This window comes from Paraburkholderia caledonica, assembly GCF_000383275.1.
In the GTDB taxonomy this organism is placed as follows: domain Bacteria; phylum Pseudomonadota; class Gammaproteobacteria; order Burkholderiales; family Burkholderiaceae; genus Paraburkholderia; species Paraburkholderia caledonica.
On the sequence record NZ_KB911034.1, the window covers coordinates 44,626 to 57,417 of the forward strand.

The 12,792-nt window shown below is 57.3% G+C and carries 12 protein-coding genes and 1 pseudogene; all 13 read left to right on the plus strand.

What is annotated here, in order from left to right; translation table 11 throughout:
• Positions 1 to 371 precede the first annotated feature (371 nt).
• The 13 genes and pseudogenes from H281_RS35790 to H281_RS0100290 all read left to right on the plus strand — a co-directional run bounded on the left by H281_RS35790 (position 372) and on the right by H281_RS0100290 (position 12,623).
• Entirely contained in the window at positions 372 to 1,223 is an 852-nt protein-coding gene (locus H281_RS35790) for an AraC family transcriptional regulator (protein ID WP_241077836.1), read from the plus strand.
• Positions 1,175 to 1,960 (plus strand): annotated as a pseudogene (locus tag H281_RS34165) (helix-turn-helix domain-containing protein); the annotation flags it as partial. The gene H281_RS35790 and the pseudogene H281_RS34165, both read left to right, overlap by 49 nt.
• Positions 1,947 to 2,153 (plus strand): hypothetical protein, encoded by a 207-nt coding sequence (locus tag H281_RS0100225; protein ID WP_020065072.1) that lies wholly within the window; start codon positions 1,947 to 1,949, stop codon positions 2,151 to 2,153. The pseudogene H281_RS34165 and the gene H281_RS0100225, both read left to right, overlap by 14 nt.
• A 147-nt stretch (positions 2,154 to 2,300) precedes the next feature.
• Positions 2,301 to 2,714, plus strand: coding sequence for a DUF3331 domain-containing protein (locus tag H281_RS0100230; protein WP_020065073.1), 414 nt, complete (start codon positions 2,301 to 2,303; stop codon positions 2,712 to 2,714).
• Positions 2,715 to 3,117: 403 nt separating this feature from the next.
• The gene (locus H281_RS0100235; RefSeq protein WP_020065074.1) at positions 3,118 to 3,495 is read left to right on the plus strand and encodes a tautomerase family protein; all 378 of its coding nucleotides are present in this window, start codon (positions 3,118 to 3,120) and stop codon (positions 3,493 to 3,495) included.
• A 164-nt stretch (positions 3,496 to 3,659) separates the two neighbouring features.
• Positions 3,660 to 4,358, plus strand: coding sequence for a hypothetical protein (locus H281_RS36695; protein ID WP_020065075.1), 699 nt, complete (start codon positions 3,660 to 3,662; stop codon positions 4,356 to 4,358).
• Between the two features lie 181 nt (positions 4,359 to 4,539).
• A complete protein-coding gene (locus H281_RS0100245; protein WP_027804162.1) occupies positions 4,540 to 4,917 on the plus strand; it encodes a BON domain-containing protein in 378 nt (125 codons plus the stop codon).
• Between the two features lie 203 nt (positions 4,918 to 5,120).
• Positions 5,121 to 5,702 carry a DJ-1/PfpI family protein gene (locus tag H281_RS0100250; protein ID WP_020065077.1) on the plus strand — a complete coding sequence of 194 codons (582 nt, stop codon included), beginning with the start codon at positions 5,121 to 5,123 and terminating at the stop codon, positions 5,700 to 5,702.
• An 860-nt stretch (positions 5,703 to 6,562) separates the two neighbouring features.
• Complete coding sequence (locus H281_RS0100255) at positions 6,563 to 7,153, plus strand: type 1 glutamine amidotransferase domain-containing protein (protein WP_027804163.1); 591 nt, start codon at positions 6,563 to 6,565, stop codon at positions 7,151 to 7,153.
• Entirely contained in the window at positions 7,150 to 7,461 is a 312-nt protein-coding gene (locus H281_RS0100260; protein ID WP_020065079.1) for a DUF1330 domain-containing protein, read from the plus strand. Before H281_RS0100255 ends, H281_RS0100260 begins: the two co-directional genes overlap by 4 nt.
• 722 nt (positions 7,462 to 8,183) lie before the next feature.
• Entirely contained in the window at positions 8,184 to 8,648 is a 465-nt protein-coding gene (locus tag H281_RS34170) for a DUF3331 domain-containing protein (RefSeq protein ID WP_241077825.1), read from the plus strand.
• A gap of 648 nt (positions 8,649 to 9,296) precedes the next feature.
• Positions 9,297 to 11,558 (plus strand): catalase/peroxidase HPI, encoded by a 2,262-nt coding sequence (gene katG, locus H281_RS0100285; protein ID WP_020065083.1) that lies wholly within the window; start codon positions 9,297 to 9,299, stop codon positions 11,556 to 11,558.
• Positions 11,559 to 11,813: 255 nt separating this feature from the next.
• On the plus strand, positions 11,814 to 12,623 hold the full coding sequence (locus H281_RS0100290) for a helix-turn-helix transcriptional regulator (protein ID WP_027804164.1): 810 nt from the start codon (positions 11,814 to 11,816) through the stop codon (positions 12,621 to 12,623).
• The last annotated feature ends 169 nt before the right edge of the window (positions 12,624 to 12,792 follow it).

The window sequence follows — 12,792 nt, forward strand, 5'->3', positions numbered from 1 at the left end:
GTGGGACCTAGGCTCAGATAACAGATCGTAATTTACCTCAATTAACCCTCTGGTAGCCACGGTGCAAAGTATCCTCAAGACACCACAGCTGTAGTTTTTATTGAGACGTCTTGCACGAGAAGGCGCAGCGTACACCGGCCGGAAGATTTTCTGAATGGGCCGGAGCATTGGCGAAGATGGGTAACGCCGGAGCAGGCAATTGCTGCAAACAACAAGGTTCACGAACCGAACGGGAGTGCAACATGAATAACCCCGCAACCGACGTCTTGCGCAGAACCAGTTGGCAAGAGCTTGCATATGTACTGGATCTTTATAGCGACAAAAGAGATACCGCGATTGAAGGTATGACGATCGAGCGCTTAAAGCGCGGGATGCATCCTGTCCGTCGCACAATAAGGCCAGCAGTCTGTATTACAATTTCTCGCAACAACTGCGAGGCCTTTGAGCGTTGCCAAGCATCTGTAGTGGCAGATAAAGGCTATTGCAGCTATCCGCATTTGGACAATTGTTCAACGAGCTCTTTTGTAAGACTCGAGATTGAACTTGATCTTTCCCAGTCACAACAACTTATCCAAGAACTTGGACTCGAGCCAAATGTGGCTAATGACGACGTTGCATATAGCGAAGTTTTACTTGACCCAAACCCTCAGCTTCTCGATTGTGCACTGCGATGTGTTCGCCTTTTGGAAAATCCTGAATCGATATCAACATTATATCCAGGGATCATGCGCGAGATCTGTTATAGACTTCTTACTAGCCGAAACCGTGATCCAATAATACGGGCTTTAACGAACGATAGTCACGAAAGGCGGGTGCTTAAAGCGGTTCGATATCTGAGAGAAAAATTTAATGAGCCGATTCGTATGGAGGACCTTGCAAGTGTCGTTGCGATGAGTCCCGCGACGTTCCATCGACAATTCAAGTCTGTTATGGCAACGACGCCGTTGCAGTATCAAAAGCGACTTCGATTGCTTGAAGCGCGTCGCCGTCTGATGGCCGGCAGCTCAAACGTGGAAAGCGTTGCAATTGAGGTTGGCTATGCTAGTGCGTCTCAGTTCTTTCGCGAATACATGCGGATGTTCGGTGACTCACCGCGGCGCGATTTGACGACGTCAAATGTCGGCAGGAGCTCTCCAAGCATGTTTGACGGCTTACCATTTATCGCCACTGCGAGCCGCACGGAGTGTTCAATGCCGGAAATGCCGGTTACCATTGCATCGTGATGAATCTGAAATGCACGTCGCATACCTTCTCTCATGCGGGGCAGACTCTGATTCACGGACGCGTGACGGCAGAGGCCGTTCAGATCATCGCGCCTGAATTACAGTGCGGCGCAGTGTTCGAATTCGCGGCGGATGTGCTGCATGTTTTCGTCTCGCAGCAGGCTTTGAGCGAATGCATCGGGGACACTTTTGGCTGCGCTCATGCTGGCGAAATCGAAATCCGCATCGACGATCAGAAGCTCGTGCGCGATGTTGCGCTCGGCCGTCTCGCAGAGGCGCTTGCCATACCGCAGGACCTTGCGCTCGGCAAGGTCTTCACCGATAGCATCAGCCTTGCGATTGTTTCGTGCGTGATCACCCGTCACTTCAGCGTGACGGAGCGCACCGCTCGCAAGGCCAGCACGTTGCCGCCGTGGCGGCTAAACCGTGCGATCCATTTTGTCGACGCGCATCTGTCCGAGCCCATCAGACTTGCGGACATGGCCGACAGTGCCGGCTTGACGCGCATGCATTTCGCCTCGCAATTTCGTCGCGCAACAGGCATGCGTCCTCACGACTATCTGGTGCAGAAGCGCATCGAGCATGCGCAGAAACTTCTCCTGACTTCGCGCCACAACGTGCTCGACGTGGCGCTCAGTTGTGGCTTTCGCTCGCAAGCTCACTTTACGACGGTGTTCAAACGGCTGGTTGGCGAGACGCCGCATTGCTGGAGGGTCAAGAAAAATGTCGATCGCTAAACAAATCAACGCGCGTAGCAATGCATGCACCGGTCCGCTGATCAGCGTGCGAATCAATATCCACATCAACGAGCGAATCAACGCCTTTCTCGAAGTGAGCGAAGCATTTCTGCGGCAGACCGGCGGGCCGGTGCGTGAGTCACCCGTCGCGCAAGGCGACGAAAGTGTCCGCATGCACAACGAACCGGCTTAAGCACACGTCGTCGTGGCGGTGCAGCGCACCGTTATGCCAATGCCGCCGAACGAGACAGCGCGGCCCTCACTGCGCTGCTCACCGCGCGAGCGATTGCCGCGTTATTCACTCTCGGCTTCTCCGTCTATTTCGAACAGGAGCGTCATCATGTTGGACAAAGCGAACTACACAGACCCGTGGCTGCGCACACTCGGCTTGCTGTCCGCGTTGTCGGGCGACACGCAGCCGGCCGATTGCGAAGATGTTGCCGCCCTTGCTCACAAGAAAGTATGGCATCGCCGCGCGCCGGCAGGCGGGCAGTGGCTACAGGCACAGGTCATCGTGATCGACCGTCCTTCGCCGTACACGGCCACACTGGCGTGGCACGACGCAACGCATTGCTCATATGGCGACCAGGTCTGGCATGCGTGCCGCGCGCGAGTGGGGGGGGTCTGCGCGTTGAGCGGACGTCGCATCGAATGCGGCGACGCTGTCTACAAGCCTCGCCCGTGCCGGCCGGCGCCGCTCAATGCAAGCGCAATGATTTTGCGGACGGCTCTCGACGAAGCGCCGGAGGGTTGAGCGGACCGGGTCACGCCGATGCATGTGATGCAGCGGCTTCCCGAACTTGCTTGAGCCGACACGAAGTCGGCTTTTTTTCATGCAGTCACTCGAATCCACAAAGAGCTGGCTAACGCGCGATCTGCTAGGCGATTGTTTTATTAGCTTCCCGCCAGTTTTTGACCCCTACCGGTGGGTCGCTGCCTTTGACTTCCTTTTGAAAAAGACTGCAACGACCAATCAAATCCGCGGCGTGTAACACTTTGAGCGAGAAGAATGACCTGTTCCAGAATAAGGCAGAAAGTTGAGAGCTTTTAGCATTTACTGCTCGGTAGGTGTTCCGTAGATTGCTTACAGCACGATGCCGAAGTCCTCGTGTCAGCGTACCCTCAACTCTTCCAGCTTTGCAAGACAGGAGATTATTATGCCGTTTGCTCGAATCGATTTGGCTAAAGGGAAAACCGCCGAGTATCGCGCCACTCTGGCCGACGTTGTGTATCATGGAATCGTTGATGTTCTAAAGGCGCCGGACGGCGATCGCTTCATTGTCGTCGGAGAGCACTCGCCCGAAAATCTGATTTACGATCCCCACTTTCTCGGCTTTGATCGATCGCCGGATTTCATCTTGATTCAGGTAACCAGCACTGTAGGCAACAACAAAGATTCGAAGCTAGCCTTCTTCCGGTACATAGCCGACGAACTGAAAAAGAAACTATCCGTTCGCCCTGATGACGTGATGATCAATATGGTGTACGTCGATCGCGAGGATTGGTCATTCGGCAATGGCGAACCTTGGAATTAACGGCTCGCATCTCGCCACGATTTCACAAATGTCGAGGTTGGTCTTTGCGGACGTGGCTCGGCGTGCGTGCGTTGCTGCTGGTGGCTCTGGACGAAGCTATCAGCAGCGAAGGAGCGGACTCTGGAGAAAGGACACGCTCCGCCTAAACGACGAGGTAATGCCATATGCTTTCCCTTCGCGTACTTCTATTCATGGCTGCCGCCTTGCTCGCCATTGCTTCGGCCTTCGGCGATTCTAGAGTCTCGACGGATGCACCAGCTCGAGTTCGAGGCACTGTTGTCGCGATCGATCACGAGACCATCACGCTGAAAGAGCGAAGTGGCCGTACCTTCACCTTGAAGACCGGATCATTCACGACATACGCTGATGTTGTTCCCTCAAGCTTCGACGCGATCAAGCCCAACGACTTCATCGGCACCGCGAGCAAGGGGCCAAGAAATCACTGGACAGCGGTCGAAATCGTGCTGATCCCAGACAGCATGCGCGCGGGTCGTGCGGGCTACGCGAGTTGGGATCCGCTGCCTGACACGTCAGGCGCTAACCCGTCAGGCACCATTGCAACGAGTATGACCAATGGCGTCGTCTCGGGCGTCTCGTCTGCAACACCCAAGCTGACTAACACCAGCATGACCAATGGCATCGTATCTGCCAGGAGCAGCAGCGAGGCAGGACATGTACTAACGGTGATTCTTGTCGGCAATAAGGCGGCGCGTATCGTAGTTCCGTCCACCGCGCCGGTTACGCGATTTATTCCGGTCGACCGGTCAGCAGTTGCGGTGGGGTCTACCGTCTTCATAAAGACCGTCCCGGGCAATAAAGCGGGGCTTATCGCTGTGGGCAGGGGGATCGTTCCGCCCATGTGAGGCCAGTGACTCCCTCATCACTGACCGAAACGCCGTACTTTGCCGCCTCTGAGCCGATGTAGTCTCGCTCGCGATACTGCGATCAGCGTATCCCTAGTGAATTTCGTTTTCGGCATGTCGCTTTCGCTGTTTTTGCTGTTTATCCGTAGCCTGTGTTTTGTAACCACAAGAGAATCTAATGATGACACTTCGCAAATTCGTTGTGACCAGCGGTCTCACGCTCTCGCTCATCGCCTCAGCCATTCCCCAAACATTCGCTGCGGACGCCGCGACATCAGATATCGCAGCTGCAACTTCCAAGGCGACGCCGACGAAGAAGTCGGTACGTGCGGCCAATCGTGCGTTCTCAAAAACGGTTCAGAAAGCGCTCTTTAAAACGCCGGGTCTCGAACGCGCGACCATTTCCGTCTTCGGCAACGCAAACACGGGACGTGTCACGCTGGCCGGCCAGATCGACAGTCAGGATCAGGATGCACTCGCCGTCGCGGCAGCGAAGAAAGTGCAGGGAGTGACGTCAGTTACCAGCAGGCTGTCGCTCCGTCCCGAAGGCGGCGCTTAAGCACATCGCACATGGAGGCGGGCCAGTGACCGGACCGTCCGGCGAAAATATCGTGGCACGACGCTACCGTTCTCCGGTCCATGCATTCCCACGCGATACATACCCGGAGGGTAAATGTGACGGTGGTCTGAACTAGTTTGAGTGGGATCGATAGCGGTTCGACCGAATCGATTGGACATTGATTACCTCGACGAGATAGTGATATGGCAGCTAAGAGAATCGTGTTTCTGACTGGTGATTTCGCAGAAGACTATGAAATGATGGTGCCTTTCCAGGCATTGGAGATGATTGGTCATAAGGTTGATACGGTGTGTCCCGGCAAGAAGAGGGGAGACAAAATAAAAACTGCGATTCACGACTTCGAAGGTGACCAGACATACACCGAAAAGCCAGGACATCTGTTCATCTTGAATGCAAATTTCGATGACGTCGAAGTGGACGATTATGATGCATTGATGATCGTTGGCGGCCGCGCACCGGAATATCTTCGCCTGAATGAGCGTGTCGTTGAGATCGTGCAGGAATTCGCCGGTGCCGGAAAGCTTATCGCCGCGGTCTGCCACGGCGCCCAGTTACTTGCAGCTGCAGACGTTATCCGCGGCAAGCGCATTTCCGGTTATCCCGCGTGTGCGCCTGATATTCGTTTGGCCGGCGGCGAGTATGCGGACATCCGTATGGATGATGCGATCACCGACGGCAATTTCGTGACTTGTCCAGTTTATCTTGCCCATCCCAGATGGCTGGCCCAGGTTCTTCTGCAACTGGGCACCGAAATCAAACTCTAGACAGCGTTCGGGGGGCGTTGTTATCGCCCCGCTGATCGGTTTTGCAAGTGCTGTTTGTGGCGGCGCGCGCGGACGCGGACTGGGGCTCAGCGACAACGGCTCCTGCGACATCGTTGCGGAAATGCTGACGCTTTCGACACAAATGGGGTCCAGTTCCCCGACACAATCGTGAAGTCCATCGATCCAGTTGGCCTAGTCCTTCAGATGGGCCTGCGGATATTCTCCAGCGCTTGTAGGACTTCAAGCGAACCAGACCGCTGGCGCGTCCTTGAAGCCCGTCGGCCGAAGGCGGCTTTTGATGTGAGCTGATGCACCGTGGGCCCGCGATGGATTTGCCGATGTGGTATCTAGAGCGCTACCTCCCCATTTGGTCAGCCGCTCTCGTAGTACGCCTAACAGAACACTGCTGTAAAACACAAGATGGCAGGTCTTGCTGGATGATGTCTCAGCAACGGTCATTGGCTTTCTTCGCCGTGTTCCACGGTTTTGCAAGCCATTCCTTTACCGTCGAACACGGGTGTCTATTTGCTGACCGAGAACGACCTGCAATGGCGGCGAACCCAGCGGAGAGATCGAATACTCCCGATGGTGCGAAGCAGGAGGGTTGTTGAATGCTCGGCCGTTCCTTCGAATGGTGCTTTACAACAATTTACTTCTTGATCGACGTGGCCTTCGCTAGAGTCAACTCTGTGGTGCACATTAGTGCCGAAAAGCCCTGACCGTGGTTGCAAGGGGCGTTGCGGACGAGGTTAAGAAACTCGGTGGTCGGCGACGGTAAATGCGAAAGCCTCGTTCCGTTTATGGATTGAGGCCGATTTCTCGACAAGGGCAACGTGGCCGGTACTCGCCAGGAGTTTTTCATGAAAGTATCAATGATGCTGACGTCCCACCACGAGCTCGGGGATACCGGCCGAAAGACCGCCTTCCGGCGGAAGGAGCTTGGTGCGCCTTATTACAAATTCCGGGAAGCGGGCGCGCACATCGCATTGGCGTCGCCGAATGGCGGCCGGCCACCTCTCGAATCAAAGAGCAACGAGTCCGCGAATCAGATTAAGTTCTACCCGGGGGGCAATGGGCCGCTATGGGATCTGGCCGAAGATGCGACGTCCATCGCGTTGATCAAGGCCTCCCCGGCAGCCCGCAAGCCGGTCACGCCGGTCTGGCACGCAACGGGCGTTCCTCGCCGTGTGAAAAACCGCGACGGCCGGCCGCTCGTAGAAGGCAAACGTGTTACCTGTTTTGCAAGCACGAAAGATGAGGCGGCTGGCCTGAAAGCCATCTTGCCGTTTCTTGTGGAGGATGAGCTGAAGACAAAAGGCGCGATCTATCCGCGCGGTCCCGATTGGAGCTTATATGTAGTTGAGGACGGGCTGTCTATCACCGGGCAGAATGCCGGGTCGTCGCTCGAATCCGCCCGCGCCCTGACTACTGCCGGGAGCGTCGACAAATGACCGCGTATGTCGTTATCGTGCGCGAGCGGACAATCGATGCGACAGCACTCAGCCGCTATCGGAGTCTGGCACCGCTCGCGCGTGCCAGGCATCCGTTGACTCCTATAGCGTTCTACGGTGAGCACGAAGTGCTTGAAGGAGCGCCGGCCGAAGGCGTAGCGATCTTGTCCTTTCCCACGATGGCAGCCGCGCGCGCCTGGTACGCCAGCGACGAATATCAGACTGCGCTGCCTCACAGACGCGAAGGCAGCGTATCTCGGGTGTTCCTCGTCGCGGGTAACGATGAAGACACCGGCGCACCGGGCTAGGCTGTCAATGGCAAACGTGAGGAAGTGGCTCTTGGCGATTCTTTTCGCTCAACCGTTTTATTACGAGGAAATCAGGATGGTTCACGCGATGCTCTCTGCCGCGCGGGTGTGGTTGCTTCTGATTCCTAGAACCCGGACCGGTCATAACAACCCGCCGTAACCGGACAGTCTCGACAGCGTCGCCACCTGCGATGGCGATGACCGTTACGACGCTCGAAATGAAGAACTGATATGAATCGTATTTCAAAAGGCAGTAAATAGAACATGTAGAATTTAGGATCACAAATGATCTCGCCTTGAAAGGCTTGTCGTGTAGCGCTTGTAAGGAGCGCTAGGGCGACGTGACGCTGCCGCTACGCGGGCTGCATGGCCCTCTAGATTGAATTGAATGAGGCGGAAAACTTCATTTATTCAGACTGCAACCCTTATCGGACTTCCCCAGAGGTCGGCGAAGGGGTGTTCGGCAGGATTGCGGGTGGATGGCGCGCCTAGCAGGCAACCCCCAATGAGATCTTTGCCGCCGGGGACACGGTCGTGTCGATAGGCCGTTTCACCGGAGCGCACTTGCAAACGGGCAGATGGCTCGACGCGCAGTTCGTTCACCTGCCGACTTCAGAGCGGCAGTAGCGAGGGCTCGGGCGTTTCACTGACACGCTGCAATTCCGGCGCGCAGCCCACGTTTAACAAGGGGTACCGACTTTTTGCTCTTTGGGAGGACTATCTTGCAGAATAACGGCATTTTGTTAGCCCAGACCGACGGACAAGCGTCATTGACAATCTGGGACCACGTCATGCGAAATCTGTCAGGAGTTCGCGTGGGGATATTTTCTGAAGACGCGGAAAAGAAAGATGGGTCGTCACGGCACGCACGGATCCGCGTACTGGAGCGCCTGAGTGTCACCATGATCATGGTCCTCTGGCAGGATGCGACCCGCTGCTATTACAGCGATCAGAAATGGATACGCTGCCGGGCGCGCTCTCGCGGTGTTTGCGCTTTGGGCGGTAAAGCCATCCGGCGGGACGACATCGTTTATAAGCCCCAAGCGCGGCGTCGCACCGTAGCAAACGGTCAGGCGATGATTCTCGCGAGCGAAGTCGCACATGAGCTAAACGAATGCGGCGGCGACAAGGCGCGCGCACTCATTTCTCTGGAGAGCACTGAAGCAGCTTCGAGACGGTGGACGTAGTGTCTGCGAGCAAATCGGGAAATTCACTTAAGAAGGTTGAAAGCAGCGCTTCAGCGCGTCGCCTGCACGGCGCTTTTGCGACAGGTCCGTGGCAGGGGGTTACATTCGCCGACGGGGCGGATGTCGCATATCGGCCGCCTGCTCAGCCTTATCTGGCACCGCCGAAGGAGCCAGGAAAAGTACAGCGCGCGGCGCGAATGAAGGCGAGGCGGATTGAGAACCGCCATCTCGCAGCCAGCGCACGGAAATCATTGGTCTATGCAGGTGGTATTGACAGGGCGGCGCAGGTGTCTGTCTTCGCCAGTTCCGGGGCGATAACACTGGCGGGAACGGTGCTTGAGGTGGCGCAAATCGAGCTTTCGCAACAGCGGGCGCGGCAAGTTCTGGGGTGACTGAGGTCTTGAACCGGTTGAGTCTCGGAAGCGAAAGACACTGATGGCATCGACCTTCCAGTCGGCTTTGCTTGGGGACGCGGAAACCGTACTCCCCGAGCCGCGCGACATCGCCGGGGCAGCTGTTTGCATTGGCTTGCAGTCTCTGATTGAGTAAGAGTGCCTTTCCGCGATTTTTTCCCGCTTGTTGCCAGGCATACGGTTTGGCGGCAGCAAGAGCCAGCACACAAAGCAGCTACAAAACAGGACTAATCTGATGTCTGATACCTCGAAGTGCCCATTCAATCATGCGGCCGCCAGCGGCACTACCAATCGCGACTGGTGGCCTGAAGCGCTGAGGCTGGACCTGCTGAACCAGCACTCCAGCAAGTCGAATCCGCTCGATTCCCAATTTGACTATGCGCAAGCTTTCAATACGCTTGACCTCGCTGCGCTCAAGACGGACCTGGTCGCTGCCATGACTGATTCGAAAGGGTGGTGGCCTGCTGACTTTGGTCATTACGGTCCGCTTTTCGTTCGCATGGCCTGGCATAGCGCCGGCACTTACCGTACTGGTGATGGTCGCGGCGGAGCGGGACGAGGACAGCAACGTTTTGCGCCGCTCAACAGCTGGCCCGACAACGTGAGCCTAGACAAGGCGCGTCGACTCCTGTGGCCGGTCAAACAGAAGTATGGCCAGAAGATCTCCTGGGCCGATCTGCTTGTCCTCGCGGGCAACGTCGCGCTTGAAAGCATGGGCTTCAGGACCTTAGGTTTCGCCGGAGGACGGGAGGATACATGGGAACCGGATCAGGACGTTTACTGGGGTAACGAAAAGACCTGGTTGGGCGGCGATGTTCGCTATGGAAAGGCGGCGGGTGGCGGCGAGGAAGGCGTGATCGTCGCCGATGAAGAACTGCACGGAGTCGAGCAAAGCCGCACGGATGGGGGGCGCAATCTTGAGAACCCGCTTGCGGCCGTGCAGATGGGCCTCATCTATGTGAATCCCGAAGGCCCCGACGGCAACCCCGACCCACTTGCGGCCGCGCACGACATTCGCGACACGTTCGCCCGCATGGCGATGAACGACGAAGAAACGGTCGCCCTGATCGCGGGCGGCCACACATTTGGCAAGACACATGGTGCAGGCCCCGCCGACCACGTGGGGCCGGAGCCGGAGGCGGCTGGACTTGAACATCAGGGCCTTGGATGGCAGAACACGTTCGGCACTGGCAAGGGCGCCGACACTATCACCAGTGGGCTCGAAGTGACGTGGACCAGCACGCCCACCCAATGGGGAATGGGCTTTTTCGAAAACCTGTTCGGCCACGAATGGGAGCTGACGAAAAGCCCGGCCGGCGCGCATCAGTGGATTGCGAAAGACGCTGCAGAGACGATTCCGCACGCGCATGACTCATCAAAGAAGGTTCGACTCGGCATGCTGACCACGGACCTTTCCCTGCGGTTCGACCCGGAATACGAGAAGATTTCCCGCCGTTTTCTGGAGCATCCCGATCAGTTTGCCGATGCGTTCGCTCGCGCCTGGTTCAAGTTGACGCATCGGGACATGGGCCCTCGCGCACGGTATCTTGGCTCGGAAGTACCTGCGGAGAATTTTGGCTGGCAAGACCCGATTCCGCCGGTTGATCATCCGCTACCGAACGACGCGGACATTGCCGCGCTCAAGCGGGAGATCGCCGGATCAGGGCTTTCCGTGACCGAGTTGGTGTCAACGGCGTGGGCTTCCGCCTCGACGTTCCGAGGATCAGACAAGCGCGGCGGTGCCAACGGCGCACGCATCCGTCTCGCGCCCCAGAAGGATTGGGAGGTGAATCGGCCACAACAGTTAAGGCGCGTATTGGACATCTTGGAAGGCATTCAACGCACCTTCAACGACTCGCAGAAGGATGGCAGGAAGATATCGGTTGCAGACCTGATCGTTCTGGCGGGAGGCGTTGGCGTTGAGGAGGCCGCGAAAAAGGCCGGTTACGCAGTGTCGGTTCCGTTTGCCGCGGGCCGCACGGATGCGTCGCAGGCGCAGACTGACGTCGACTCGTTCAAGGCCCTGGAGCCCATCGCGGACGCATTCCGCAATTACAGGAAGCGCGACGTGCGGGTGCACGCCGAGGCTCTGCTGATCGACAAGGCGCAACTGCTGACGCTCACGGCGCCGCAAATGACAGCACTGATCGGTGGATTGCGGGCGCTGGGTGTATCGACAGACACTGACGCACCCGGTGTATTCACTGACCGTCCAGGCGTGCTTACCAATGATTTTTTCGTTAATCTGCTCAGCATGGACACGCAGTGGAAGCCGGTCTCCACTGCGTGCGACGAGTTCGCCGGTACTGATCGCATTACCGGCAAGTTTAGGTGGATCGGTACGCGGGTTGACCTGGTGTTCGGGTCACACGCCGTGCTACGCGCGCTCGGCGAGGTGTATGCAAGCCAGGACGGCAAGGACAAGTTCGTGCGCGACTTCGTCGCGGCATGGACGAAGGTTATGAATCTCGATCGCTTTGATCTGCGTGTGCCCTGATGTGACGAACGCCGCGATGTTGTTGTCATGTCGCCAGCGAGTCATCACGGATGCAGACGACGACTCGTATCGGCGACCGCGACCGCAGGGCGTGTGACCAGCGAAGCCGGCGTTGCGAGGGAAATTGCGGTGCGATAGGCACACTTGGCCGCTCAATAGAAGCCGAACGCATCCATCGTTCAGACGTGGCGCCCTTCTAATAGACTTTGTGCACTCTGTTGTGCCGCCTGACAATCAACCAATATCGACTCAACAATGTCTAGACGACCCTCTCCCGAACAACGCCGTGAGCTTGGCTCTTTCCTGTCGAGCCGCCGCAGGCGCTTGCAGCCTGCCGACTTCAATCTGCCCCAAGGCGGGCGCCGTACATCCGGTCTGCGACGCGAAGAAGTCGCCGTGCTCGCCGGAGTCAGCGTGAGCTGGTACACATGGCTCGAGCAGGGACGCGACATCCAGCCGTCCGCAGACGCGCTACGTAGACTGTCGGCAGTGTTCAAGCTTGATGCTGTTGAATCTGCGCACCTGTTCGCGCTGTCCGCTCGGGAGCTCTCGCAGGTCGCGACCGGAAGCGGCGTGAGCGAGGGGCTAGAACTGCTCGTACGGTCGATCAACGTCCCGGCGTATGTTCGCAACACGCGCCTCGACATCCTTGCGTGGAACGACGCGATCTGCGATCTTTTCGTCGACTATGGATCACTCGAGCCTCACGAACGTAATACGTTGCGTTTGCTATTCCTTTACAAGCCGTACCGTGCGCTCATCCTCGACTGGGAACAGATGACCCGGGGCATGATCTCAGCTTTCCGCGCGGCGCGCGCCCAGGCACCGGATAAAGCTCCGTTTGACAAGCTGGTGAGCGAGCTCACGGCGCTAAGCGCCGAGTTCCGCGACTGGTGGCAAGACACCAACGTAAAGGGTTTCGACGAGGGCGACAAACGGCTCCGACATCCTTCGGGCGGCCACATCGAATTCACATACGTTGCACTGACACCGACGGGCAGGCCAGACCTCTCACTCGTGACGTACCTTCCGCGACTTGCGGAGGCAGGCAATTCCGATGCGTAGGCTCATGAGAGTCGGCGCCGATGGGCACGTTTGCCGGCAGGGATCGACGCAATCAATCTGAGCTTGCGTCGGTCCGACATTGCCGGCCGGGAAGACCGGTCCTGTAGCTGAGCAATGAGCAAAGGTCTGATTAACGCTGTTGCGTCGCCAACATGCGTTTCCCATGCTC